This is a genomic window from Szabonella alba, from assembly GCF_016765775.1.
Taxonomy (GTDB): Bacteria; Pseudomonadota; Alphaproteobacteria; order Rhodobacterales; family Rhodobacteraceae; genus Szabonella; species Szabonella alba.
In genome coordinates this window covers 64861-91163 of sequence record NZ_JAESVN010000008.1, presented here as the reverse complement: position 1 = coordinate 91163, position 26303 = coordinate 64861, and the positions used below count along the sequence as shown (strand labels likewise).

Genomic DNA, 26303 nt, shown 5'->3' with positions numbered 1-26303 from the left:
CGAGGGGCAGAATTGCAAAGGGGCCGCAAATGACCGCGCTTGATGAGCTTCGGGGCAAATATATCACCGCCGTTTCCGCAGCCGAAGGGGAGGCCGCGCTGGAAGAGGTGCGCCTTGCAGCCCTTGGCAAGAAGGGCGAGATCAGCCTGATGATGCGGGAACTGGGCAAGATGGACCCGACCGAGCGGCAAAGCTTCGGCGCCGCGCTGAACCGCCTGAAGGATGAGATTGACACCGCCCTGAAGGCGCGCAAGACGGCGCTGGCCGATGCCGCCCTTGATGCGCGGCTGAAATCGGAATGGCTGGATGTCACCTTGCCGGGCCGCCCGCGCGCGCTGGGGTCGATCCATCCCGTCAGTCAGGTGATGGAAGAGCTTTCGGCCATCTTCGCCGATCTGGGCTTTGCCGTCGCCGAAGGGCCGCAGGTGGAAAGCGACTGGTATAATTTCGACGCGCTGAACATTCCGCCCGAACATCCCGCGCGGCAAGAGCATGATACGTTCTTCATGCATCGCGCCGCCGGTGATGACCGCCCGCCCCATGTGCTGCGCACCCATACCAGCCCCGTGCAGGTCCGTGCGATGCTGGAACGCGGCGCGCCGATCCGGGTGATTGCGCCGGGGCGCGTCTACCGGATGGATATGGACCAGACCCATTCGCCGATGTTCCATCAGCTGGAAGGTCTGGCCATCGACCGCGACATCACCATGGCCAATCTGAAATGGGTGCTGGAAGAATTCTGCCGCGCCTTTTTCGAGGTCGACAAGGTCGAACTGCGCTTCCGCGCCTCGCATTTCCCCTTCACCGAACCGTCGGCCGAGGTGGATATCCGCTGTTCCTGGGCCGGGGGACAGCTGCGTATCGGTGAAGGCGACAGCTGGATGGAGATTCTGGGCTCGGGCATGGTGCATCCGCATGTGCTGCGCTCGGGCGGGATCGACCCTGACGAATGGCAGGGTTTTGCCTTCGGCATGGGGATCGACCGTCTGGCCATGCTGAAATACGGCATCCCCGACCTGCGGGCCTTCTTTGAATCCGATTTGCGCTGGCTGCGGCATTACGGCTTTGCCGCGCTGGACATGCCCGAACTGGCCGGGGGCCTGTCGCGCTGAGGCGGAAAGGGCAGGGGCATGACGCAGCAGGATGAAGCCCCCGATCCCGGCGCGCGGATCCATCGTGCCGCGCATGACCCGGAATTCCCGGCCCGGCGTGAGGCCGCCCTTGCCGCGATCCGTGCCGGGGTGGCGCAGGTGGCGCTGGCGCAGGGATTTGCCGAACGCCCGCAATCCTGGAGCCTTGACGGACCTGCCGGGCGTGTCTCGGTGCATGTCTTTCCCAACCGCTTCGGGTTTGAGGCCGAAATCCGTCTGGGCTTTCTGCCTGCTGACGGGTCCGATCCTTCGGGCCCCTTTGCCGCGCAGGGCCATCTGACGCTGGACGCTTTCGGCGGGCCGGTTGCGCTGATCTATCTGGATGTGCTGGATGATCCCGCCTGTCTGGAGGCGGCATTGCAGGTGCTGGCGGATCATGCCCTGCCTTGGCTGGCCGGATATTGCAGGACCGCCCATTGACAACAGCGCCTCAACCCCCCGGGAACTGATGCAGAAACAGCAGCACCGTCAGCCCCATGATGACACAGAGCCTGCCGGTCGGAAGGCGCTTGCGGTCTTCGGGAACGGTCAGCCAGTCATCCATCTGCCGTAATTACACCACATTTTCACCTCAATCCCGCATTTCCGCAGGCACCCCGTCGCGACAATCCGTTTCCGCATCTGAAACGGTCGCGGTGCTGGCCGATGCCGCCCTTTCCCTCCCGCCCCCGATGCGCTAAGCGAGACGCGCAGATTTCCGCAGCAGACCATCTTGGGGCATCGCCATGAAATTCACGCTCTCCTGGCTGAAGGATCACCTCGAAACCGGGGCCACGCTGGATGATATCCTTTACGCGCTGACCGATCTCGGGCTTGAGGTCGAGGACGTGACGGATCCCGCCGCAACGCTGGGGGCCTTCCGCATCTGCCGCGTGATCGAGGCGGTGCAGCACCCCAATGCTGACCGGCTGCGGCTGTGCCGGGTCGAGACATGGCCCGAAGGCCCCGACGGCCCCTCGCAAGAGGTGCAGGTTGTCTGCGGCGCACCCAATGCGCGGACCGGGCTGGTGGGCGTTTTCGCGCCGGTGGGCACGCATGTGCCGGGCACAGGCGTTGATCTGAAACCCGGGGTGATCCGGGGTGTCGAATCAAACGGCATGCTGTGTTCGGAACGCGAACTGATGTTGTCGGACGATCATGACGGTATCATCGACCTGCCGGCGGATGCGCCGATGGGGGTGCGTTTCATCGACTGGCGCGGGCTGAACGACCCGATGATCCATATCAAGATCACGCCCAACCGTCCCGATGCGCTGGGGGTCCGGGGAATTGCCCGCGATCTGGCCGCACGGGGACTGGGGGAACTGAAATCGCTGGAAACGCCCACAATTCCGGCGGCGTTCAAATCGCCCGTTGGTGTGCGGATCGAGGACGGGCTGAAGGACAAGGGCTGCCCGCTTTTCGCTGGGCGCGCCATCCGGGGGGTGACGAACGGCCAGTCACCCGACTGGCTGGCGGCACGCCTGAAGGCCATCGGACTGCGGCCGATCTCAACCCTGGTCGATATCACCAACTATTTCACCTTCGGCCTGAACCGCCCGCTGCATGTCTTTGACATGGCCAAGGTGAAGGGCGATCTGTGCATTCATGCCGCCAAGGGCGGTGAGGAACTGCTGGCGCTGGACGGCAAGACCTATGCCATCCGACCGGGCATGATGCTGATTTCCGACGATCAGGGACCGGAAAGCCTTGCCGGGATCATGGGCGGGGAGCATTCGGGCTGCACAGAAACCACGACTGATGTCTTCCTTGAAAGTGCCTTCTGGGATCCGATCACCATTGCGACGACGGGGCGCGCGCTGCGCATCCATTCCGATGCCCGCTATCGGTTCGAACGCGGCGTCGATCCGGAATTCACCCTGCCGGGGCTGGATCTGGCGACGCAGATGATCCTTGATCTGTGCGGCGGTGAGGCATCCGAGGTGGTCAGCGACGGGACCGTACCTGAAACCGCGCGCAGCTATCGCTTCGACCCCGCCCGCACCACGCGGCTGGTCGGAATGGAGATTGCCGAGGCTGACCAGCGCGCGACGCTTGAGGCGCTTGGCTTCACGCTGGAGGGCGATCAGGCCCGCCCGCCAAGCTGGCGCCCCGATATTCTGGGAGAGGCCGATCTGGTCGAGGAGGTCGCGCGTGTGGCCTCGCTGACCAGACTGGAGGGCAAGCCCCTGCCGCGCGTGCAGGCCGGTGTGCCCCGCCCGATCCTGACGCCCGCCCAGCAGCGCGAACGTATGGCCCGGCGGACCATCGCCGCATTGGGTTACAACGAATGCGTGACCTACAGCTTCATCGACCATCAGGCCGCAACGCTGTTCGGCGGTGGGCAGGATGCGGTGCGGGTGGAAAACCCGATCTCGTCGGAAATGTCGCATCTGCGTCCTGATCTTCTGCCCGGGCTCTTGCGGGCGGCGGCGCGCAATCAAGCGCGCGGTTTCATGGATCTGGCGTTGGCCGAAATCGGCCCGGCCTTCAGCGGCGGAGAACCGGGGGAACAGCATGTTCAGGCCGCGGGGCTGCTGGTCGGGCAGTCAGCGCCGCGCGATCCGCATGGATCGCGCCGTCCGGTCGATGTGTTCGACGTCAAGGCCGATGCCGAGGCGGTGCTGGCAGCCCTTGGCGCGCCCGCCCGGGCGCAGATCAGCCGCAAATTGCCCGACTGGTTCCATCCGGGCCGGGCGGGGGTGATCGGTTTGGGACCGAATATGCTGGCGGTGTTCGGCGAGGTCCATCCGCGTATTCTGGCCGCGATGGATGTGAAAGGCCCGGCCATGGCCTTTACCGTCTATCCCGCCAATGTTCCGCAACCCAAGGCGAAGACGCCGACGCGGGCGGCGCTGGTTCTGAACAACCTTCAGGCGGTTGAGCGTGACTTTGCCTTTGTCGTCGATGCCAAGGTCGAGGCACTGGTGGCGGTGAACGCGGCGCAGGGGGCTGACAAGGCGCTGATCGAAAGCGTACGACTGTTCGACCAGTTCGCCGGTGAGAAGGCCGAGGCGCAGATGGGGCCGGGCAAGAAATCCATCGCGCTGACCGTGCGGCTGCAACCGGTGGGCGCGACGCTGACCGACAAGGAGATCGAGGCCGCCTGCGCCAAGATCGTGGAAAAGGTGACCAAGGCCACCGGCGGCACGCTGCGCGCCTGACTGGACTTCGGCGCGCCTGACACCACAGGGCGCGCCTGACGGGGCCAGCAAATCAGAAAGGGCCGGGCAGGGATTTCCCCGTCCGGCCCTTTTGCATTTGACGCCGTGAAGGCCGTCTCAGGCGTGGATCGCGCCATCGCCACAGGCAAGGGCCGCCTCGCGCACCGCCTCGGAATAGGTCGGGTGAGCATGGCAGGTCAGCGCCAGATCCTGCGCTGCCGCGCCGAATTCCATCGCGACGCAGACCTCATGGATCAGATCGCCCGCCATTGGGCCGATGATATGGCAGCCCAGGATCCGGTCGGTTTCCTTGTCGGCCAGCAGCTTCACGAAGCCCTCGGACTGGAACACGGCCTTGGCGCGGGCATTGCCCATGAAGGGGAACTTGCCGACCTTATAGGCGCGGCCTTCCTCTTTCAGTTGCTCCTCGGTCTTGCCGACCGAGGCCACCTCAGGCGTGGTGTAGATCACGCCGGGGATCACGCCGTAATTCACATGGCCATGTTTTCCGGCAAGGATTTCGGCCAGCGCCATGCCCTCATCCTCGGCCTTATGGGCCAGCATCGGGCCGGGGATCGCATCACCGATTGCATAGACGCCTTTGATATTGGTGGCGAAATGGTCGTCCGTCTTGACCTGCCCGCGCTTTTCGACACCAACACCCAGCCCGTCCAGCCCCAGCCCTTCGGTAAAGGGTTTGCGGCCCGTTGCGACCAGAACCACATCGGCCTCAAGCGTGTGTTCGCTGTCATCCTTGCGCAGCTTGTAGCTGACAGTCGCGCCTTTCTTGGTCGCTTCGGCGCCTTGCACCGCTGCGCCCAGAACGAATTTCAGCCCCTGCTTGGCCAGCAGTTTCTGGAAGGCTTTCGCAATCTCGGCATCCATTCCGGGGGTGATCGCGTCCAGATATTCGACCACCGTCACCTCGGCCCCCAGGCGCGCATAGACCGAGCCCATTTCAAGCCCGATCACACCTGCGCCGATCACCACCATGGATTTCGGGATCTTGCCCAGTTCCAGTGCGCCGGTGGAAGTGACGATCACCTTTTCATCGACCTCGACGCCCGGCAGGCTGGAGGGTTCGGACCCGGTTGCAATCACGATGCTTTTGGCGGAATGGACCTCCTCGCCCACTTTCACCTTTCCGGCCTCGGGGATCGAGCCCCAACCCTTGAGCCATGTGACCTTGTTCTTCTTGAACAGAAATTCAATGCCCTTGGTGTTCTGGCCGATCACCTCATCCTTGTAGCCCAGCATCTTGGTCCAATCGACCTTGGGCTTGGCGCCCATCAGGCCCATTTTCTCAAAGTTCTCATGGGTTTCGTGCAACAGGTGGGTTGCATGCAGCAGCGCCTTGGACGGGATGCAGCCGACATTCAGGCAGGTGCCCCCCAGCGTTTCACGCCCCTCGACCACGGCGGTCTTCAGGCCCAGCTGCGCGCAGCGGATCGCGCAGACATAGCCGCCGGGCCCCGCACCGATGATGATAACGTCAAACTCTGCCATAACTCACTTCCTTCGGTTTTCGGGCAGTCTGCACCGGATGCGCCCGTCGCGCATCCCTTTTGCAGCCGCCGTTTCAGAACAGGGCGGCGAGGATCATCGCCACCGTGGCTAGAAATCCCACCGCCCAGATGACCGAGCGCCAGGGCCGCAGCCCCAGCGCATAGGCCGGCACATAGGCGATGCGCGCGGCCAGATAGGCCCAGGCGCAGGCGGCGGTAAAGCCACTGGACTGCTGGCCCAGCGTGACGACGACCACCGCGATGGTAAACAGGATCAACCCTTCAAAATGGTTGTTCATTGCCCGCTGCAGCCGTCCGGTCCGGTCGGACAACTGGCGCGACGGCGGGCGGTCGCGGGCCGAGGATGTATAGCCGGTGCCAAGTTCAAGGTTCGCGGGCACCGCGAACAGGACATATTGCAGCACCTGCACCAGACCAGCGAGGGCAAGGGCGGTCACTTCGGGCGGCATCGCGAGGCTCATGCGGCTTTTCCTTTTGTCCATTGGCGGATGCGTTCAGGCGTCAGCAGCCGGGCCTTGCGGGCGGCGAAATCGGCAATGCAGGCGGCCTCGGTTGCCGCGACGCCAGGCAGGGCGCGCAGGCGGGCCATCTCGTCCTGCGTTGCGGGCCAGTGGCGCAGAATGGACCGGTCACTTGCCGCATTGCAATTGGCAATCCGGTGCCAGCGCGACCCGATATGGTATTTGTCGGTCATCTTGCCTTGTCCGTCGCCCCGGTCGTTTTTCATCAGGAAGCTGTCGGAGGACCGGATCGCATAATGGTTCACACAGGCCCCGGGGCGGATGGCCAGATCAAGGGGCCGGTATTTCGACCGCGGCTGACCCCGCAGCACATCGCTGTCCAGCGGTTCACCGGCCACCGAAAACACGCGCGGGGCCGCGATGCGGGGGCGGGTCGGCATATGGTCCGAGGCATGGGCAAAGGCGCGATGCCGGAACATCGACTTGAACTTGACGATTTCAGGATCAATCGCCGCCGCACAGGCGGTAAAGGCGGGCAGGGTGTTGCCCGGCCAGTCCTTGTGCCCGTTATCCCCAAAGGCCCGCCAGGGCAGGGCGATGACCTCGCCCTCGCCCGCGATGGCCAGCAGATCGGATACAGCCCCCGCGCCATGGGCGATGTTCAGGAATTCGTCACTGTCGAGATGGGTCAGCCAATCCGGGCCGGATCCGGCCAGATAGCCCAGTACCAGCGCCATGCCGCTGTCCTGCGGGGCCTGTCCGGGCTGGACCGGGTTGTTCAGATGCACCACCGCCCCGCCCGCCGCCAGCGCATCAAGCAGCACATCTGACCCATCGGTGCAATCATTGGTGGCCACGATCACCGGATCAAATCCGATGACCCGGTGATAGGCCAGCCATTCGACCAGCACGAGGCCCTCGTTGCGCATACAGGAAAAGAGGGCGGCGGGGGGCATCGCTTCAGGCGGTCTGCAAGAACAGCGCGGCATAACCGCGCCCGAAGGCCGATTGCCGCTGCAGCCAGTCCTCGGCCCGCTTGCGGTCCGTCAGTTTCAGCAGCACCGCAGCGCCGGTATCGGTTTTCCAGATCTGCAGCGTAGAAAGGCCCGCCTCGGTCATGGTGGCGGCCTCGGTCTCGAAACGCTGTTTCCAGCTTTCGAAATCGGAATCGGTCTGGATCAGCAACTGGTTCATGTCATCCTCCTTCAGGCAGGGATTGCCCAAGGAAACGCGGGCGGAGCCACAAATGGTTCCGCCCGCCGCCTTTCACAGATCCATCAGCAGGCGGCGCGGATCCTCCAGCGCCTCTTTCACCCGCACAAGGAAGGTCACGGCGCCCTTGCCATCGACGATGCGGTGATCGTAGGACAGGGCCAGATACATCATCGGGCGGATCACGATCTGCCCGCCAATAACCACGGGGCGGTCCTGGATCTTGTGCATGCCCAGAATGCCCGATTGCGGCGGGTTCAGGATCGGCGAGGACATCAGCGAGCCGTAAACCCCGCCGTTGGAGATGGTGAAGCTGCCGCCCTGCATTTCGGCCATGCTGAGCTTGCCATCGCGGGCGCGCAGGCCCAGTTCGCCGATCTTCTTCTCGATCGCGGCAAAGCCCATCTGATCGGCATCGCGCACCACCGGCACCACAAGACCATTCGGCGTGCCCACGGCCACGCCCATATGGACATAGTTCTTGTAGACGACATCGGTGCCGTCGATCTCGGCATTGACCTCGGGCACTTCCTTCAGCGCATGGGTGCAGGCCTTCACGAAGAAGGACATGAAGCCAAGCTTCACCTTGTGCTTCTTTTCGAAGGCATCCTTGTATTCGTTGCGCAGGTCCATGATCGCCTTCATGTCCACCTCATTATAGGTGGTCAGCATGGCGGCGGTGTTCTGCGCATCCTTCAGACGGCGCGCGATGGTCTGGCGCAGGCGGGTCATTTTCACCCGTTCCTCGCGGCCCGCATCATCGGCCGAAACAGGACCGCGCGGGGCGGGGGCAGGGGCCGACGGGGCGGGAGCGCTTGCGGCCTTGGCCACATCTTCCTTCATCACGCGGCCATCCTTGCCCGAACCGCTGACCTGATCGCGGCTGATCCCGGCCTCGGCCATGGCCTTCTTGGCCGACGGCGCGTCCTCGACATCCTTGCGGGCTTTGGTCTCTTCCGGGCCTGCCCCCGGAGAGCCGACTGCCTCGGCCTTCTCGGCCTTGTCGGACTCGGCAGGCTTATCGTCCTTTTTGTCGGATTTCGCGGGGGCCTTGCCCTCGCCACCTTCCGAGATCACGGCAAGGCGGGCATTGGCAGCGACCGTCGTGCCCTCGGGCGCAATGATTTCGGCCAACACACCGGCGGCGGGGCTGGGAACCTCGACCGAAACCTTGTCGGTTTCCAGTTCGCACAGCATTTCATCCTGCGCGACCGTATCGCCGGGCTTCTTGAACCAGGTCGAAACCGTGGCCTCGGACACGCTTTCACCCAGCGTCGGCACATTCACGTCAATCATTTTACCCTCTCCCGTGCCGGGCGCTGCCTCGGCCTTAGAAACCGTCTTTTCCGTTGCATCTGCATCGCCTTCACCGATCAGGGCCAGCAGCGCATTCACGCCCACGCTGGACCCTTCGGCGGCGACAATCTCCACCAGCGTTCCGGCGACGGGGCTGGGAACCTCGACCGTCACCTTGTCTGTTTCCAGTTCGCAAAGCATTTCGTCCACGGCCACACGATCGCCCGGTTTCTTGAACCATGTGGCGACCGTGGCCTCTGACACGCTTTCGCCCAGCGTGGGAACCTTGACTTCTACTGCCATCAGCTCAGCTTCCTGTCAGCGCGTCTTGGATCAGCGCCCCCTGTTCTGCCTTGTGGCGCGAGGCAAGCCCCGTCGCCGGTGAAGCCGCCGCCGCCCGGCCCGCATAGCGCGGACGCGTCTGGCGCGCGCCGATCCGCGTCAGCACCCATTCGATATTGGGTTCGACAAAGGACCAGTAACCCTGATTCTTCGGCTCTTCCTGACACCAGACGATCTCGGCATTCTTGAAACGCTCAAGCTCTTTCACCATCGACAGCGCCGGGAAGGGATAGAACTGTTCCAGCCGCAAAAGATAGGTGTCGGTCATCTCGGCCTTGTCGCGTTCGGCCAGCAGATCGAAATAGACCTTGCCCGAGCAGATCACGACCCGCTTGATATCGGCATCCGGTTTCAGTTCCAGATCGGAATTGCCCTTCTGCGCATCATCCCACAGCACGCGGTGGAAGGTCGCGCCGGTGGTGAAATCGTCCGCCTCGGAAATGCACATCGGATGGCGCAGCAGCGATTTCGGCGTCATCAGCACCAGCGGCTTGCGGAAGGTCCGGTGCAACTGGCGGCGCAGGATGTGGAAGTAATTGGCCGGGGTGGAACAGTTCGCCACAATCCAGTTGTCATTGGCGGACATCTGCAGGAAGCGTTCGGGCCGGGCAGACGAATGTTCCGGCCCCTGACCTTCATAGCCATGCGGCAGCAGCATCACGAGGCCCGACATGCGCAGCCATTTGCTTTCGCCCGAATTGATGAACTGGTCGAACATGATCTGCGCGCCATTGGCGAAATCGCCGAACTGCGCCTCCCACATCACCAGCGCATTGGGTTCGGACAGCGAAAAGCCGTATTCAAACCCCAGCACCGCATATTCCGACAGCATCGAGTCGATGACCTCATAGCGGGCCTGACCGGGCTTGATATGGTTCAGCGGATGGTAACGCTCTTCGGTGGTCTGGTCGATAAAGGCCGAATGGCGCTGGCTGAACGTGCCGCGCGTGCAGTCCTGTCCCGACAGACGCACCGGATAACCTTCGACGGCAAGGCTGCCAAAGGCCAGTGCCTCGGCGGTGGCCCAGTCAAAGCCCTTACCGGTTTCGAACATTTTAGCCTTGGCTTCCAGTTGACGGCCCACGGTCTTGTGCAAATCGAACCCCTCGGGCGCGCGGGTCAGCGCGGCACCGATCTCGGCCATCGTCTCGGGCGAGATTGCGGTGGTGCCGGCCTGATAATCCGCCCCCTCCCGCGACAGGTTCTTCCAGCGGCCATCCAGCCAGTCGGCCTTGTTCGGTTTGTAATCCTTGCCCGCCTCGAACTCATCATTCAGGCGCGACTGGAACGCGGCCTTCATATCCTCGATCTCCCCTTCGGGGATCAGACCGTCGCGGACCAGACGTTCGGTGTAAAGCTGCAGCGTGGTCTTGTGCTGGCGGATCTGCTTGTACATCGCGGGGTTGGTGAACATCGGCTCATCGCCTTCGTTATGGCCGAAGCGGCGATAACAAAAGATGTCGATGACGGCGTCCTTGTGGAACTTCTGGCGGAATTCGATCGCCACGCGGGCGGCATGGACCACGGCCTCGGGGTCGTCGCCGTTCACATGGAAGATCGGCGCCTCGACCATCAGCGCGATATCGGTCGGATAGGGCGAGGACCGGCTGAAGGACGGGGCCGTGGTGAACCCGATCTGGTTGTTCACGACGATATGGATCGTGCCGCCGGTCTTGTGACCGCGCAGACCTGACAGGCCAAAACATTCCGCCACCACGCCCTGACCGGCAAAGGCCGCATCGCCATGCAACAGGATCGGCAGCACCTGTTCGCGATTGGCGTCGTTCAACTGGTCCTGTTTCGCACGGACCTTGCCCAGAACCACGGGATTGACGGCCTCAAGATGCGAGGGGTTCGCGGTCAGCGACAGGTGAACCACATTGCCGTCGAACTCCCGGTCGCTTGAGGCGCCGAGATGGTATTTTACATCGCCCGATCCGTCGACATCCTCGGGTTTGAAGCTGCCGCCCTGAAACTCGTTGAAGATCGCGCGGTAGGGCTTGCCCATCACATTGGCCAGCACCGACAACCGGCCGCGATGCGGCATCCCGATCACGATATCCTTCACGCCAAGCGCGCCGCCGCGCTTGATGATCTGTTCCATCGCCGGGATCAGGCTTTCGCCGCCATCAAGGCCGAAACGCTTGGTCCCCATATACTTGACATGCAGGAATTTCTCGAAGCCCTCGGCCTCGACCAGCTTGTTCAGGATCGCCTTGCGGCCCTGTTTGGTGAACTGGATCTCCTTGCCGAAGCCCTCGATCCGTTCCTTCAGCCAGCTGGCCTGTTCGGGGTCGGAGATATGCATGTATTGCAGCGCGAAGGTGCCGCAATAGGTGCGTTTCACGATCTCGACGATCTGGCGCATCGAGGCCAGTTGCAGGCCCAGAACATTGTCGATGAAGATCGGGCGGTCCATATCGGCCTCGGTGAAGCCGTAGGATTTCGGGTCAAGTTCAGGGTGGTTCGAGGTGTCGCGGATGCCCAGCGGGTCCAGATCGGCGGCCAGATGGCCCCGGATGCGGTAAGCGCGAATGATCATCAGCGCGCGGATAGAGTCCAGAACGGCGCGCTGCACCTGCGTATCGGTCAGGCTGACGCCCGCCTCGGATGCCTTGGCGGCAATCTTGTCACCCGCCGCGCGCGCGTCTTTCACCGGGGCCAGCGGCCATTCGCCGGTCAGGGCTGCGGTCAGGTCATCCATCGGCTGGGGCGGCCAGTCGGTCCGCGCCCAGCTTGGGCCTGCCGCGGCCGAGGTGGCGATGCGATCCGCCTCGCCCAGTTCGCGGAAATACTCTGCCCAGCTTGCATCGACCGAACCGGGATCGGCGGCATGGCGCGCGGCCATCTGGTCAATGTAATCGGCATTGGCCCCGTCAAGGAAGGACGAGGCGCGGAACTGGCTGTTGGGGGACTGTTCGGTCATCGCTGCACCTGATGCGTGTGGGCGTGCCCGAAGCGTCCTTCGGGCACGCGAAAGGGGTTACTTGCCGATCGCTTTCATCACCGCCTCACCCAGATGGGCGGGGCTTTCAGCGACGATGATACCGGCGGCCTTCATGGCCTCGATCTTCGATTCCGCGTCGCCCTTGCCACCGGCGACAATGGCGCCGGCATGGCCCATGCGGCGGCCGGGGGGCGCGGTGCGGCCCGCGATGAAACCGGCGGTCGGTTTCCAGCGGCCTTTTTTCCGCTCATCGGCCAGAAACTGCGCGGCCTCTTCCTCGGCCGAGCCGCCGATTTCCCCGATCATGATGATCGACTGGGTTTCGGGGTCGGCAAGGAACATCTCCAGCACGTCAATATGTTCGGTGCCCTTGATCGGGTCGCCGCCGATGCCGACGGCCGAGGATTGGCCAAGGCCAAGGTCCGATGTCTGTTTCACAGCCTCATAGGTAAGGGTGCCCGAGCGTGACACAACCCCGACCGATCCGCGACGATGGATATGGCCCGGCATGATGCCGATCTTGCAGGCGTCGGGGGTGATGACGCCGGGGCAGTTCGGCCCGATCAGGCGGGATTTCGACCCTTCCAGCGCGCGTTTCACCTTCATCATGTCCAGCACCGGAATGCCTTCGGTGATGCAGACGATCAGTTCCATCTCGGCGTCGATCGCCTCAAGGATACTGTCTGCGGCAAAGGGGGGGGGCACATAAATCACCGATGCATTGGCCTCGGTCTTCGCCTTGGCCTCGTGCACAGAGTTGAACACCGGCAGGTCCAGATGGGTTGTGCCGCCCTTGCCCGGCGTGACACCGCCGACCATTTTCGTGCCATAGGCGATGGCCTGTTCGGAATGGAAGGTGCCCTGGCTGCCGGTAAGGCCCTGACAGATCACCCTGGTGTTTTCGTTTACGAGTACGGCCATCGCGGCCTCCTTGACCATTTCGGCGCATCATGCGCGCCTGAATTCCGGGACTGGACGCGCGCAGCGGGGCGCGCGTCCGGCTTGGCTGCCCTGTCAGGGGCAGGTGATTATGATGTCGCCGCCGCCGACCGTGCCCGCCCGTGCCATGGCCGATTGCTCGGCGCAGACAGCAGCCGGGTTGTTATGGGGGTTGCGGTCGCCACAGGCCGAAAGCAGCGCTGCAATCAGAACGAAGGGGGCGGTCAGGCGAAGCGTCATCTTGGGTTCCTTGATACGGGTTGCGTCACGTCCGGCTTTACTTCCCGGACCTTCAGCCTCCGGGCGGCCTGGTTCATCGGGGTAGGGCGATCAGCCCTTCACCGCCTTCACGATCTTCTGCGCCGCATCGGCAAGGTTGTCGCCGGAAATGACATTCAGGCCGGAATTGTCGATGATTTCCTTGCCCTTTTCGACATTCGTGCCTTCCAGACGCACGACCAGCGGCACTTTCAGCCCGACTTCCTTGACCGCGGCGATCACGCCCTCGGCGATGACGTCGCAGCGCATGATGCCGCCGAAAATGTTGACAAGGATGCCTTTGACGTTGGGATCAGAGGTGATGATCTTGAAGGCTTCGGTCACCTTGTCCTTGGTGGCACCACCGCCGACATCCAGGAAGTTCGCCGGTTCCGCACCATAAAGCTTGATGATGTCCATCGTCGCCATGGCAAGGCCCGCGCCGTTGACCATGCAGCCGATTTCCCCGTCCAGCGCGATATAGTTCAGATCGAATTTCGACGCGGCCAGTTCCTTGGGGTCTTCCTCGGTCTCGTCGCGCAGGGCGGCGATATCGGCATGGCGATAGATCGCATTGCCGTCGAACCCCATCTTGGCATCAAGGCATTTCAGATTGCCGTCGGGCGTCACGATCAGCGGGTTGATCTCAAGCATCTCCATGTCCTTTTCAAGGAACATCTTGTAGAGCGTCTTGATCAGCGCCACGCATTGCTTGACCTGCCCGCCTTCCAGCCCAAGGGCAAAGGCGACGCGGCGGCCGTGGAAATCCGACAGGCCCGAGGCCGGATCGACCGAGAAGGACACGATCTTTTCCGGGGTCTTGGCGGCGACTTCCTCGATATCCATGCCGCCCTCGGTCGAGGCGACGAAGGATACGCGCGAGGTCTGGCGATCGACCAGCAGCGCGAGGTAAAGTTCGCGCGCGATGTCGGAACCGTCCTCGATATAAATGCGGTTGACCTGTTTTCCTGCCGGGCCGGTCTGATGCGTGACCAGCGTGCGGCCCAGCATCTGACGGGCAAGCTCGGCCGCTTCACCCACGGATTTGGCCAGACGCACGCCGCCCTTTTCCCCGGCGGCTGCCTCTTTGAAGCTGCCCTTGCCGCGTCCACCAGCATGGATCTGCGCCTTCACCACCCAAAGCGGACCGTCGAGTTCCCCTGCGGCAGATTTGGCCTCTTCGGCGCGCAGCACCACGCGACCGTCGGAAACCGGCGCACCATAGCTGCGCAGAAGTGCCTTGGCCTGATACTCATGGATGTTCATAAGCCCGTCCTTCACTGTCCAATTTTCTGCGTGATGCCACAGAAAATCTCCGATTCAAACGGGAATTGGCGCAATGGGCGGGGGATCGCGCAGAAATCCGACATTTGTGATCACACTCTGAAATGCTGTGATCACAAGTTTACCATTGCAGTCCGTCAAGGTGATTCGGAGCCGGTCACCCCGGGGTTGCAGGCAGGGTGGCACGGCTCAGTCCGCGCGTGTCGCGGCGAACAGAACCTGTCCGCGCGGCAGCCGCAGATCGCGCCGTTCCGCCCGTAGCCCGGCCTTTGCGCAAAGCCGCATCACATCGGATTCGCGGAAATGATAGGGCGTGCGGTCGGGATGGGTCACCACGCCGTCAACCTGCCGGAACGGGGCGTCAAAGGCGGGATCGGGGGCCAGAAACACGGTGAACAGCAGTTTTTCGAACTGACCGAAACGCGAGGTGATCCCGGTCAGCCCCTGATCCAGATGGCCGATCGGCAGATGGGTGAAGACCGCAAAGCAGAACAGCACATCAAAATGATCGGGCAGCCCGGGAAAGGCAAAGCCGTCATCGGCGATCAGCTGCGTCTGGGGCAGACGGGCGCGCCCAGACTCCGTCAACTCCCGGTGCCACCCCTCGATCATCAGATCATGCGACAGATCCGTGCCCCAGTAATGCCCGGGATTGAGGTAGGAAACCAGCCTGCACCCCGTACGCAAGGGGCCGCAGCCGATATCCAGCAGGCGGTGACGTGGCAGCAGACCCTCGGCGATCAGCAGCCGCATCTGGATCAGGCCGGTTTCATCCCAGCGACCGCCGATGATGTCGCGATGCCGTCCGCGCGCCAGTGCATCGGCATAGAAACCGTCGGTAAGATAGGGCGAGATCGGGCGTGTCATGGCGCGCTGCTAGCATGGCGCGCGGGCATCGCAAATGGGGCCTTGCATCTTGGCACTGGCAATCGGCGCGGAATAGGGTAGCTCTGATCCCATGCTGCTGGAAATCCGCGACCTTTCGAAATCCTATCCCGGCCCTGAACCCGACCGCCCGGTGCAGGTTCTGCGCGGCGTCTCGCTGTCTCTGGATGCGGGGCAGACGCTCGCGCTGACCGGGGAATCGGGTTCGGGCAAAAGCACATTGCTGCATCTGGTGGCGGGGCTGGACCATGCCGATGCCGGGCAGATACTGCTGGACGGGCGGGAAGTGACAAGGATGGACGATACCGGGCGCGCGGCCCTGCGGCGCGGCACGGTGGGCGTGATCTTCCAGCAGTTCAACCTGATCCCTTCGCTGGATGTGGCGGCCAATATCGGCTTTCAGGCGCGGCTGGCGGGCCGGGCCGACCCCGCACGCGTGTTGGCGCTGGCCGGGGCGCTGGGCCTTGGCGCCCACCTGCACAAATATCCCGAACAGCTGTCCGGCGGGCAGCAGCAGCGCGTGGCAATCGCCCGGGCGCTGGCCGCGCGCCCGCGCCTGATCCTTGCGGATGAGCCGACGGGAAATCTGGATGAGGCGACGGCGGCTGAGGTCATGGCGCAGCTTCTGGCGCTGGTGTCCGAAGAGGGCGCCGCGCTGATGATGGTCACCCATTCCGAGCGCATGGCCACGCAACTGTCCCGGCGGCTGCATCTGCGGCAGGGGCAGCTGGAGCCCGGCCCGTGACCCCGGCCATCCTGTCGGCACTGGCGGCGCATTGGCGGCGCAATCCGCTGCAATTCCTGACACTGGTTCTGGGGCTGGCCTTTGCGACCGCGCTCTGGTCCGGGGTGCAGGCGATCAATGCCGAAGCACGGCAAAGCTATGACCGCGCGGCGGCCAGTCTGGGAGAGGGGCAGTTCGATCTGTTGCTGGCGCGCGATGGCGGCTGGATCAATGCGGCGCGTTTCGTGGCGCTGCGCCGCGCCGGATGGCTGGTCACGCCGCTTGTCGAAGGTCAGATCACTCCGGATGCGGGCGCGCCGCTGCGCCTGCTGGGGATCGAACCGCTGACCGCCCCGGCAGGCATGGCGGCGGCGGGGGTCGCGCGGACCGATCTGGCCGGATTCCTGGCCGGGCGCGTGCTGCTGGCCGATCCCGAGACCGCGCGCCGCCTGACCCCACCACCCGCCGTGTTGCAGGGGCGGCAGGTGCGGGCTGAGGCCGGGTTGGCCCCGGGCACGGTTCTGGCCGATATCGGCGCGGCGCAGCGCCTTTTGGGGCGCGAAGGGCAGGTCAGCCGCCTGCTGATCCTGCCCGATCAGCCGCAGAACCAACCGGCGCTGGACCAGATCGCGCCCGATCTGCTGCGTCAGGGGGCCGAGGCGGCGCCCGATCCCGCGCGGCTTACGGGAAGTTTTCATCTGAATCTGACAGCCTTTGGCGCGCTCAGCTTCATTGTCGGGCTGTTCATCGTGCATGGCGCGGTGGGGCTTGCGATGGAGCAGCGCCGTCCGCTGGTGCGGACACTGCGTGCCTTGGGGGCGCCCCTGCGGCTGCTGGTCGGGCTGATGCTGGCCGAACTGCTGGCCATAGCCCTGCTGGCCGGGGGGCTGGGGGTTCTTCTGGGCTATGTGGTGGCGGCTGCCTTGTTGCCCGATGTGGCGGCGACGATCCGCGGGCTTTACGGCGCATCGGTTTCCGGCACGCTGGAATTGCGGGCGGTCTGGTGGCTGTCGGGTCTGGGCATGGCGCTGGCGGGAACCGCGCTTGCCGCATCGGGCGCGCTGTGGCGTATCGCGCGGATGCCGCCCCTTGCCAGTGCCGGGGGGCGGGCATGGGCGGTCGCCTCGGCCCGCCGCACGCTGGGCATGGCGGGGGCAGGGCTTGGCCTGCTGGCGCTGGCCGCCGGAATTGCCGCCTTCGGGCAGGGTGGCGGGCTTTGGCTCGGGTTCACGCTTCTGGCCGCCCTGCTGCTGGGCGGTGTGCTGATCCTGCCGCCCTTTCTGGCGCTGGCCCTGACGCTGGCGCAGCGGCGCAGGATGGGGCCAGTGGCGGAGTGGTTTTTGGCCGATACCCGCCAGCAATTGCCGGGGCTGGGCCTTGCGCTGATGGCCCTGATGCTGGCCATGGCGGCGAATGTCGGGGTCGCGACAATGGTGTCCAGCTTCCGGCTGACCTTCACCGGCTTTCTGGATCAGCGCCTGTCGGCCGCGCTTTATGTCAATGCCGAACCGGCGGGCGATCTGCGCGCGCTTGAGGCGTTTCTGGAGGCCGAGGCCCGCGAATTGCTGCCAATCCTTGTAACCGAGGCCAGCGTGGCGGGCTGGCCCGCGCAGATCTATGGCGTGCGGGGCGGGCCGACCTATCGGCAGAACTGGCATTTCCTTGCGGGCGGGGCCGAGGCCTGGGACACGCTGGTCGCCGGGCGCGCCGTGATCGTGAATGAACAGCTTGCCCGCCGCGCCGATCTGGCCCCCGGGGACGCGCTGACGGTGCTGCCGGGGCTGGTTCTGCCCGTGGCCGCCGTGGTGGGCGATTACGGCAATCCGGTCGGTCAGGTCATTCTGGGTGAGGATCTGTTCCGCGCGACCTTCCCCGAGGCGGCGCCCCGTCGTTTTGCGGTGCAGGCCGACGATCCCGACACCCTGCGCCGCGCCTTGCTGCGCGATCACGGCCTGCCCACCGCCGCGATCACCGATCAGGCGGAACAGAAGGCGCTGGCGCTGGCGATCTTTGAACGCACCTTTGCCGTGACCGGCGCGCTGAACGTCCTGACGCTGGCGGTCGCGGGTTTCGCCATGCTGATGAGCCTGCTGACCCTTGCCGCCCTCCGCCTGCCGCAACTGGCCCCGGTCTGGGCGCTGGGCCTGACGCAGCGCCATCTTGCGGGGCTGGAACTGTTGCGCGCGGGCCTGCTGGCGGCGATGACGGCGCTGCTGGCGCTGCCGCTGGGGCTGGGGCTGGCCTGGGCGCTGCTGTCGGTGGTGAATGTCGAGGCGTTTGGCTGGCGTCTGCCGATGTTTCTGTTTCCCGCCGATTATGCCCGTCTGGGGCTGGCGGCCATGGTCGCGGCGGGGCTTGCCGCGCTTTGGCCCGCATGGCGGCTGGCGCGGCGTCCCCCGGCGGAATTGCTGAAGGTCTTTGCCAATGAACGCTAGGGGTATGATGGCGGCCCTGCTGGGGCTTGGGTTGCTGACGGGGTCCACCCTTCCCGCCGCCGCGCAGGGCTTTGCCGGGTTGGGGGCTGCGGCTGATGGCTTTGCCCTGCCTGATCCCGGTTACCGGCCCGGATTTCCCGCCGATCACGGGGCACATCCTGATTTCCGCATCGAGTGGTGGTATCTGACCGCCAATCTGACCGGGCCGGATGGTGCGGATTACGGGCTGCAATGGACCCTGTTCCGCACCGCCCTTGCACCTGAAACCGGCCCGCCCGTCCCGGGCTGGAACAGCCCGCAACTCTGGTTCGGCCATGCCGCCGTGACGTCGGCCGATTTCCACGGCGCGGCGGAACGTTTTGCGCGCGGCGGCAGCGGGCAGGCGGGGGTCACCGTTGACCCCTTCGCCGCCTGGATCGACGACTGGCAGATGGCAGGCGACAGTGTCGACCACCTGCGTCTGACCGCCTCGGCCCCCAATTTTTCCTATGACATGACCATGACCGCCGAGGGGCCGCTGGTCCTGCAGGGCGACGCGGGCTATTCGGTGAAATCCCCGGACGGGCAGGCCAGCCATTATTATTCGCAGCCCTTCTACCGCGTCGAGGGGACGCTCGAACTGCCTGAGGGTGAGATCCCGGTGACCGGCAGCGCATGGCTTGACCGCGAATGGTCCTCGCAGCCGCTATCGCCCGATCAGAGCGGCTGGGACTGGTTCTCGCTGTCCTTCGATACCGGGGAAAAGATGATGGGGTTCCGGCTACGGGGCGACGGTCCGGCCTTCACCTCGGGCACATGGATCGCGGCGGATGGCACGCCCGCGCCTTTCGGGGACGGGGTGCTGGAGGCCGTACCCACCGCCCATAGCACTGTTGAGGGATTTTCTGTGCCAACCCGCTGGAGGCTGCGCCTGCCCGCAAGCGGGCTGGATGTCGAGGTTGCAGCGCTCAATCCCGATGCATGGATGGGACTTTCGATTGCCTATTGGGAAGGCCCGGTCCGCGTCAGCGGCAGCCATCCGGGCCGCGGCTATCTGGAGATGACGGGTTATGACCAGGATCGGCCATGACCGATCCTGAGGACCTGAGCGGTTTTCTGGACCTTGCATGGCGGCGGTTGGACCGAAGGCCGGGGGCCGGGCGTGATCCGCTTCTGATGACGCTCGCCACCGTCGCGCCGGATGGCTGGCCCGAGGCGCGGATGGTTGTGCTGCGCGGGGCGGACCGGGCGGCGGGGCGGCTTGAGATCCACACTGATACGGCCACGGCCAAGGTGACCGCGCTGCAGGCCGATCCGCGCGCCGAACTGGTGTTCTGGGATGCCGGGGCCGATCTGCAGATCCGCGCCGCCCTGCGGGTCAGCATCCTTCCGCAAGCGGCGGGTCGCTGGGCGCAGATCCCTGAAAGCTCTCGCATGGCCTATGGCACGCGGCCCGCGCCGGGCAGTCCGATCCCCTCGGCCTTCGCTTATGACAAGACACCCGATCCCGCGCGTTTTGCCGCGCTGATCGGGCAGGTTGAGGCCTTCGATTTGGTGCATCTGGGCCCCCGCCACCGCCGCGCGCGATTCCTTGCCGCCGATGGCTGGCGCGGGCAATGGCTGGCACCCTGATCGCCCGGAATTCCTGCCATACCAGTTGCGGGCGCGCACTGATCGGTTACAAGGGCAGCTACACGGACGGGGGACGGGAAGGCAGCACCGGCCCGCAGCGCAGGGGGGCGGCATGAAACAGGCAGTCATCATCGGCGGCACGCGCGGCATCGGGGCGGGGATCGCCGGGGTTCTGCGCGACCGGGGATGGCAGGTCACCGCGACCGGCGTGACGCGGGCCGAGGTCGAGACCCATGCCGCCGCCCATCCCGGCGACGCAACCGCCCTGCTGGATGTGCGCGATACTGCCGCCGTCAACGCGTTCTTTGCCGGTCTGTCGCGGCTGGACGGGCTGGTGAACTGTGCGGGTATCCTGGCGCGCGGCGCGGAATATGAGATCGAAACCTTCGAGAAGGTCATCGACATCAACCTGACCGGCACGATGCGCACCTGTCTTGCCGCGCATCCGCTGCTGGCGACCTCAGGCGGGGCGATCGTCAACACCGCCTCAATGCTGTCCTATTTCGGTGGCCCGCTGGTGCCGGCCTATTCCGCCTCAAAGGGTGGGGTTGCGCAACTGACCAAGGCGCTTGCCGGGCGCTGGGCGGCGGATGGCATCCGCGTCAATGCCGTGGCGCCGGGCTGGATCGAGACCGAAATGACCGAGGCGCTGCGCGCCGACCCGGCCCGCAACGCGCCGATCCTTGGCCGCACGCCGCTGGCCCGCTGGGGCCTGCCCGCCGAAGTGGGCGCGCTGGCCGCATGGCTTTTGTCCCCCGATGCGTCATTTGTGACCGGATCCGTCTATCCGGTCGATGGCGGCTATGCCGCAATGTAAAGGAGATCCCGATGCCCCCCGAGACCAAGGAAGCCGCCGATATCGCCCGGATGCCCTATCAACTCCCGTTCCCCAAGGACGCGCAGGAGGAGATCGTCATTCCCGATGCCATGGCCGAGGATGAACGGATCTGGGTGCCGCAGGCGGAAAACGTGTCCTTCCGCCCGCTCTGCCTCAACCGTTCGCAAGGCTATTGGATGAATCTGTTGCGGGTGCGCAAATCGGGGGTTCTGTCACGCCACCGTCATCCGCAGCCCGTGCATGGTTTCGTGCTGAAGGGCCGCTGGCACTATCTGGAACATGACTGGGAGGCGCGCGAGGGGTCTTATGTGTTCGAACCCCCCGGTGAGACGCATACCCTTGTGGTGCCCGAGGATGTGCCAGAAATGATTACCTATTTTCAGGTAAACGGTGTGATGCTTTATGTTGATCCCTGGGGCAAGACCATGGGGTATGAGGATGTGTTCACCAAGATCGACATGTGCCGCAAACATTATGAGGCCGTCGGGTTGGGTGCGGATTATGTTGACCGGTTCATTCGCTGACGACTCCTTGCCCGCGCGCGCCCAACTGCGGCGCGCGCGCTAAAGTTCCGTCCAGCCCTGCGCCTCCTGTTTCAGATGGGCCAGAAAACTTTGCACCTTCAGCGTGCGGTGCAGGTCGACATGGGTCACCAGCCAGATCGGCGCGTCCCATTCGGGACGTGCTGGCAGCACCTCGACCAGCCCGGGGTCGCGCCTTGCGCGATGGACCGCCATGAAGCCCAGCCCCGCCCCCTGCCGCAGCGCCTCATCCATGGCATCCGCCTCGGAGGACCGGAAGGCGATCTGCTCGGGCGTGACCCGTTCGCGCAGCCATTGATAGAAGGGCGCGCGGCTTTCGGCATCATCCGGCCCGATGAAGCGGTGGCGGTTGAAATCCGCTTCGCTTTCGGGGGTTCCATGCTGCGCGACATAACTGCGCGCGGCATAAAGCGCATGGCGGACGCGCAGGAAGGGCTGCACCACATTGTCCGGCTCGGAGGGGGCAGATCCCGCGCGGATCGCCACATGGGCCTCGCCGAAATCCAGCCGGAACAACCGCGTGCCGGTCAGAAAGCGCACCACCAGTCCCGGATGCGCCTCCTGAAACGAGGCCAGCGCCGGGGTCAGCAGACCGGCCATGCCGGTCACCGCTGTCACGACCAGTTCACCGCTGACGCTTTCGCCCTGTCCCTTGATGCGGCTGGCAAGCTGGGCGAACTGTTCATGCGTGACCTGCGCCACCGCCAGCAGATCCTGCCCCGCCTCGGTCGGGGTATAGCCGCGCGGATGGCGCTGGAACAGTTTTTCTCCCAACCGTTTTTCCAGCGCGTCGATATGGCGGATCACGGTGGCATGATGCACGCCCAGCACCTCCGCCGCCCCCGATACCGTGCCCAGCCGGGCCACCTGATAGGCTGTCCTGATCTCGTCCCAGTTTTCCACATCTGCCTCCGCGCGTGCAGCAGATGTGACACTGGGACGGGGTGAAAATGCAACCCCCTGCAGATGGCCCCTGCAGTTGGCCCCTGTATTGGCTGGCCCTGTGTCCTTCATCTTGGCGCAAATACCTCACGGGGGTGCGGGGGTGTGAAACCCCCGCCCTTCGGCTTGACAGGACCGCTCCGCCCGCGTATCCCCCCTCCAATCCCCGGAAGGCAACCCTTCCGGTCCCTTGGCATTGGCCGGGATCGCCATCCGTCAGCGCGTTGCGCCCACGGGTGCCCTTGGCCTTTGCATGATCCGCCGCCGGTCCCATATGGCTGGCAGACCCCGAAACGGCCAAGGAGGGCCCGCGATGTTCGAGAATCTGTCAGAACGCCTTGGCGGCGTCTTTGACCGCCTCACACGTCAGGGGGCGCTGTCCGAGGCCGATGTGGCGACCGCGCTGCGCGAGGTTCGGGTGGCACTGCTTGAGGCCGATGTCTCGCTGCCCGTGGCGCGCGATTTCATCAAGGCGGTGACGGTCAAGGCGACGGGGCAGGCGGTCACGAAATCGGTGACGCCGGGCCAGCAGGTCGTCAAGATCGTTCATGATGAATTGATCCGCGTGCTGGCGGGCGAGGGCGCGCCTGAGGCGCTGAAGATCGACAACCCGCCCGCCGCGATCCTGATGGTGGGTCTGCAGGGGTCGGGGAAAACCACGACCACGGCTAAACTGGCCAAGCGGCTGAAGGAAAAGAACGGCAAGCGCGTCCTGCTGGCCTCGCTTGACACCAACCGCCCGGCGGCGATGGAGCAGTTGGCCATTCTGGGTGGCCAGATCGGCGTGGACAGCCTGCCCATCGTGAAGGGCGAAAGTGCTGTCCAGATCGCGAAGCGCGCCAAGACGCAGGCCGCCATGGGCGGCTATGACATCCTGTTCCTCGATACCGCAGGCCGGTTGCACATTGACGAAGTGCTGATGGATGAGGTGCAGGCGGTGCGCGACATCGCCCAGCCCCGCGAGACGCTGCTGGTCGTCGATGGTCTGACCGGGCAGGATGCGGTCAATGTCGCCAGCGAATTCGACGGCAAGGTGGGCATCTCGGGCGTCGTGCTGACGCGGATGGATGGCGACGGGCGCGGCGGTGCGGCCCTGTCGATGCGGGCGGTGACCGGCAAGCCGATCCGTTTCGTCGGTCTTGGCGAGAAGATGGACGCGATCGAACCCTTTGAGCCGGAACGGGTTGCGGGCCGTATTCTTGGCATGGGCGATATCGTCGCGCTGGTTGAAAAGGCGCGCGAGACATTCGAGGCCGAACAGGCCGAACGCATGATGAAACGGTTCCAGAAGGGCCTTTTCAACATGAACGACCTGCGCACCCAACTGGAACAGATGATGAAGATGGGCGGCATGCAGGGCCTGATGGGCATGATGCCGGGCATGGGCAAGATGGCCAAGCAGGCCGAGACCGCAGGCTTTGACGACCGCATGCTGCGCCGCCAGATCGCGCTGATCGGCTCGATGACCAAGAAAGAGCGCGCCAATCCCGATCTTTTGCAGGCCAGCCGCAAGAAGCGCATCGCCGCAGGGGCCGGGCTTGAGGTGCAGGAACTGAACCGCCTGCTGAAACAGCACAAGCAGATGGCCGATGTCATGAAGAAGATGGGCAAGGGCGGCGGCATGAAGCAGATGATCCGCCAGATGATGGGCAAGGGTGGCATGCCCGACCCATCGAAGATGACGCCCGAACAGATGGAAGAGGCCGCGCGCGGCATGCAGCAGGGCATGAACATGCCGGGCCTTGGCGGCATGGGTGGCATGGGGCGCGGTGTGACGCTGCCTGCCGGCCTGTCGGGATTGATGAAAAAGAAATGACCCTGACCGCGCCACCCCATCTGACCGGCACGCCCGTTCTGGAAACGGAACGGCTGCGCTTGCGCGCGCCGGTGGCGGCGGATCTGGCGCCTTTCGCGGATTATTACGCCTCCCCCCGGTCACGCTTCACCAGCGGGCCGGGCGATGCGGCAGCGGCCTTTCGGGTCTTTGCCATGATCTGCGGGCATTGGGTGCTGCGCGGCTACGGGCTTTTCTCGATCACGCTGCGCGATGGGGGGCAGCCCATCGGGCTGGCAGGTCTGCTGAGCCCGCCCTCGTGGCCCGAGGGGGAAATTGCCTGGAACCTCTGGTCGGATGCGGCCGAGGGCAAGGGCTATGCCTTTGAGGCGGCGACGGCCGTGCGCGGCTATGCCTTTGACCGGCTGGGCTGGGACACTGCCGTATCCTATATCGCGCCGGACAATCTGCGCTCGGCAGCCCTCGCGCGGCGTCTGGGGGCGGCAGAGGATGCAGCGGCCCGCTATCCCGGCGATGACCCCTGCCTTGTGTTCCGTCATCCCGCACCGGGAGCCGCCGCATGACACCGTCCCGCCCCCAATGCCGGAGGATCCGATGAACGCCGATGCAACGAACCCCGATGCAACCCGGGCGCAGGCGATCCTGCACGAACATCGTGACTCGATCGACAGGCTGGATGCGATCCTGGTCTATACGCTGGCCGAACGCTTCAAGCAGACGCAGGCGGTCGGGCGCCTGAAGGCCGAGCATGACCTGCCGCCCTCGGATCCCGCACGGGAGGCCCGGCAGATCGCCCGGCTGGAAGGATTGGCCACCGAGGCCGATCTGGACCCGGAATTCGCCAAGAAATTCCTGAACTTCATCATCTCCGAAGTCATCAGGCATCATGAGAAACTGAAAGAATGACCATCCCGGAATGAACGGGGCAACCACCCCGTCCGCGCCATCGCAAAGGAGAAATGACATGGCTACCAAGATCCGTCTCGCCCGTGGGGGTTCCAAGAAACGCCCGCATTATTCCATCGTTCTGTCCGACAGCCGGATGCCCCGCGACGGGCGCTTTCTGGAAAAGCTGGGCACCTATGACCCGATGCTGTCCAAGGATGACGAGAACCGCGTGAAGATGAATCTCGACCGCGTGAAGGAACTGCTGGCGCTTGGCGCGCAGCCGACCGACCGCGTGGCGCGTTTCCTTGAATCCGCCGGTGTGCTGGCCAAGAAGGCCCGCAACAACCCGAATGCCGCGAAGCCCGGCAAGGCCATGGCCGAGCGTGCGGCGAAGAAGGCCGCCCGCGCCGAAGCCCCGGCTGACGCGGAATAAGCTGCGGAGGCAACGGCGTGCAAGGCAGCTATGATGCGGCCTTCCGGGCCGGACTTCGCGATCTGATGGAATGGCGGCGCGATGTGCGCCGCTTCCGGACCGATCCTGTCGAGGCGGCGGTGCTGAACCGCTGCCTCGATGCATTCCGGCTGGCGCCTTCCGTGGGGCTTTCGGAACCCTGGCGCGTGGTGCTGGTGGAAACTGCTGCCGCCCGCGCCGCTGCCCTGGCCAATTATGAGACCGCCAATGCCGATGCGCTGCAGGCCTTTGACGACGACAAGGCCGCGCTTTACGCAAGGCTGAAACTGTCGGGCATGCGCGAGGCGCCGCTGCACCTGGCGGTGTTCTGCGATGATGCCACCGATCAGGGTTCGGGGCTGGGGGCGGCGACGATGCCCGAGACCCGCGCCTATTCGGTGGTCGGTGCGATCACGCATTTCTGGCTGGCTGCCCGGGCCGAGGGGCTGGGTGTCGGCTGGGTCTCGATCCTTGATCCCGACCGGCTGGCGGCCGATCTGGACGTGCCTGCCGGTTGGCGGCTGATCGGCTATCTTTGCGTCGGCTGGCCCGAGGCCCGCGACGATACACCCGAACTTGAACGTGCCGGATGGGAGGCCCGCCAGCCCGCCCTGCGGCTGGAGCGACGCTGAC

Annotated in this window: 25 protein-coding genes; 14 read left to right on the top strand and 11 right to left on the bottom strand. The window is 64.8% G+C overall.

What is annotated here, in order from left to right; genetic code table 11:
- Positions 1-29 precede the first annotated feature (29 nt).
- The 3 genes from pheS (at position 30) to pheT (ending at position 4294) form a co-directional block, all read left to right on the top strand.
- The gene (pheS, locus tag JL811_RS16150; RefSeq protein WP_202689736.1) at positions 30-1112 is read left to right on the top strand and encodes a phenylalanine--tRNA ligase subunit alpha; all 1083 of its coding nucleotides are present in this window, start codon (positions 30-32) and stop codon (positions 1110-1112) included.
- 18 nt (positions 1113-1130) lie between these two features.
- A complete protein-coding gene (locus JL811_RS16145; protein WP_202689735.1) occupies positions 1131-1571 on the top strand; it encodes a hypothetical protein in 441 nt (146 codons plus the stop codon).
- A gap of 305 nt (positions 1572-1876) precedes the next feature.
- Positions 1877-4294 carry a phenylalanine--tRNA ligase subunit beta gene (gene pheT, locus JL811_RS16140; protein WP_202689734.1) on the top strand — a complete coding sequence of 806 codons (2418 nt, stop codon included), beginning with the start codon at positions 1877-1879 and terminating at the stop codon, positions 4292-4294.
- A 117-nt stretch (positions 4295-4411) separates the two neighbouring features.
- Here the strand turns inward: pheT and lpdA are convergent, their stop codons facing one another.
- The 10 genes from lpdA to JL811_RS16090 form a co-directional block, all read right to left on the bottom strand.
- Positions 4412-5800 carry a dihydrolipoyl dehydrogenase gene (gene lpdA, locus JL811_RS16135; protein WP_202689733.1) on the bottom strand — a complete coding sequence of 463 codons (1389 nt, stop codon included), beginning with the start codon at positions 5798-5800 and terminating at the stop codon, positions 4412-4414.
- 73 nt (positions 5801-5873) lie between these two features.
- A complete protein-coding gene (locus tag JL811_RS16130) occupies positions 5874-6269 on the bottom strand; it encodes an MAPEG family protein (RefSeq protein ID WP_202689762.1) in 396 nt (131 codons plus the stop codon).
- Between the two features lie 8 nt (positions 6270-6277).
- Positions 6278-7237: a glycosyltransferase family 2 protein gene (locus JL811_RS16125; RefSeq protein WP_202689732.1), complete on the bottom strand. Its 960-nt coding sequence runs from the start codon at positions 7235-7237 to the stop codon at positions 6278-6280.
- A 4-nt stretch (positions 7238-7241) separates the two neighbouring features.
- Positions 7242-7475: a hypothetical protein gene (locus JL811_RS16120; protein ID WP_202689731.1), complete on the bottom strand. Its 234-nt coding sequence runs from the start codon at positions 7473-7475 to the stop codon at positions 7242-7244.
- A 72-nt stretch (positions 7476-7547) separates the two neighbouring features.
- The gene (gene odhB / locus JL811_RS16115) at positions 7548-9092 is read right to left on the bottom strand and encodes a 2-oxoglutarate dehydrogenase complex dihydrolipoyllysine-residue succinyltransferase (protein WP_202689730.1); all 1545 of its coding nucleotides are present in this window, start codon (positions 9090-9092) and stop codon (positions 7548-7550) included.
- Between the two features lie 4 nt (positions 9093-9096).
- Positions 9097-12057 (bottom strand): 2-oxoglutarate dehydrogenase E1 component, encoded by a 2961-nt coding sequence (locus JL811_RS16110; protein ID WP_202689729.1) that lies wholly within the window; start codon positions 12055-12057, stop codon positions 9097-9099.
- A gap of 57 nt (positions 12058-12114) precedes the next feature.
- Positions 12115-12999, bottom strand: a complete 885-nt coding sequence (gene sucD / locus JL811_RS16105; protein ID WP_202689728.1) for a succinate--CoA ligase subunit alpha — start codon at positions 12997-12999, stop codon at positions 12115-12117.
- Between the two features lie 93 nt (positions 13000-13092).
- Entirely contained in the window at positions 13093-13257 is a 165-nt protein-coding gene (locus tag JL811_RS16100; protein ID WP_202689727.1) for a hypothetical protein, read from the bottom strand.
- A gap of 90 nt (positions 13258-13347) precedes the next feature.
- Positions 13348-14541, bottom strand: coding sequence for an ADP-forming succinate--CoA ligase subunit beta (sucC, locus tag JL811_RS16095; protein WP_202689726.1), 1194 nt, complete (start codon positions 14539-14541; stop codon positions 13348-13350).
- Between the two features lie 207 nt (positions 14542-14748).
- Entirely contained in the window at positions 14749-15426 is a 678-nt protein-coding gene (locus JL811_RS16090) for a class I SAM-dependent methyltransferase (protein ID WP_202689725.1), read from the bottom strand.
- Positions 15427-15517: 91 nt separating this feature from the next.
- On the opposite strand from JL811_RS16090, the gene JL811_RS16085 reads away from it, so the two are divergent.
- The 6 genes from JL811_RS16085 (at position 15518) to JL811_RS16060 (ending at position 21576) form a co-directional block, all read left to right on the top strand.
- Positions 15518-16189 carry an ABC transporter ATP-binding protein gene (locus tag JL811_RS16085; protein WP_202689724.1) on the top strand — a complete coding sequence of 224 codons (672 nt, stop codon included), beginning with the start codon at positions 15518-15520 and terminating at the stop codon, positions 16187-16189.
- Positions 16186-18603 (top strand): FtsX-like permease family protein, encoded by a 2418-nt coding sequence (locus JL811_RS16080; RefSeq protein ID WP_202689723.1) that lies wholly within the window; start codon positions 16186-16188, stop codon positions 18601-18603. The genes JL811_RS16085 and JL811_RS16080 overlap by 4 nt, the downstream gene beginning before the upstream one ends.
- The gene (locus JL811_RS16075; RefSeq protein WP_202689722.1) at positions 18593-19672 is read left to right on the top strand and encodes a lipocalin-like domain-containing protein; all 1080 of its coding nucleotides are present in this window, start codon (positions 18593-18595) and stop codon (positions 19670-19672) included. The genes JL811_RS16080 and JL811_RS16075 overlap by 11 nt, the downstream gene beginning before the upstream one ends.
- A complete protein-coding gene (locus tag JL811_RS16070) occupies positions 19669-20214 on the top strand; it encodes a pyridoxamine 5'-phosphate oxidase family protein (RefSeq protein WP_202689721.1) in 546 nt (181 codons plus the stop codon). Before JL811_RS16075 ends, JL811_RS16070 begins: the two co-directional genes overlap by 4 nt.
- Positions 20215-20326: 112 nt before the next feature.
- On the top strand, positions 20327-21031 hold the full coding sequence (locus JL811_RS16065; protein WP_202689720.1) for an SDR family NAD(P)-dependent oxidoreductase: 705 nt from the start codon (positions 20327-20329) through the stop codon (positions 21029-21031).
- 11 nt (positions 21032-21042) lie between these two features.
- Positions 21043-21576: a 2,4'-dihydroxyacetophenone dioxygenase family protein gene (locus JL811_RS16060; protein ID WP_237685008.1), complete on the top strand. Its 534-nt coding sequence runs from the start codon at positions 21043-21045 to the stop codon at positions 21574-21576.
- Positions 21577-21615: 39 nt separating this feature from the next.
- Here JL811_RS16060 and JL811_RS16055 read toward each other — a convergent pair whose 3' ends face one another.
- Positions 21616-22497 (bottom strand): LysR family transcriptional regulator, encoded by an 882-nt coding sequence (locus JL811_RS16055; protein WP_337924762.1) that lies wholly within the window; start codon positions 22495-22497, stop codon positions 21616-21618.
- 352 nt (positions 22498-22849) lie between these two features.
- Here JL811_RS16055 and ffh point away from each other — a divergent pair, with 352 nt between their 5' ends.
- The 5 genes from ffh to bluB are packed head-to-tail and all read left to right on the top strand — an operon-like array spanning position 22850 to position 26302.
- Positions 22850-24352 carry a signal recognition particle protein gene (gene ffh, locus JL811_RS16050; protein ID WP_202689718.1) on the top strand — a complete coding sequence of 501 codons (1503 nt, stop codon included), beginning with the start codon at positions 22850-22852 and terminating at the stop codon, positions 24350-24352.
- A complete protein-coding gene (locus tag JL811_RS16045) occupies positions 24349-24894 on the top strand; it encodes a GNAT family N-acetyltransferase (protein WP_202689717.1) in 546 nt (181 codons plus the stop codon). The genes ffh and JL811_RS16045 overlap by 4 nt, the downstream gene beginning before the upstream one ends.
- 31 nt (positions 24895-24925) lie before the next feature.
- Positions 24926-25237: a chorismate mutase gene (locus tag JL811_RS16040; protein WP_202689716.1), complete on the top strand. Its 312-nt coding sequence runs from the start codon at positions 24926-24928 to the stop codon at positions 25235-25237.
- Between the two features lie 58 nt (positions 25238-25295).
- Positions 25296-25652, top strand: coding sequence for a 30S ribosomal protein S16 (rpsP, locus tag JL811_RS16035; RefSeq protein ID WP_202689715.1), 357 nt, complete (start codon positions 25296-25298; stop codon positions 25650-25652).
- 17 nt (positions 25653-25669) lie between these two features.
- Positions 25670-26302 carry a 5,6-dimethylbenzimidazole synthase gene (gene bluB / locus JL811_RS16030; protein ID WP_202689714.1) on the top strand — a complete coding sequence of 211 codons (633 nt, stop codon included), beginning with the start codon at positions 25670-25672 and terminating at the stop codon, positions 26300-26302.
- Position 26303 lies beyond the last annotated feature (1 nt).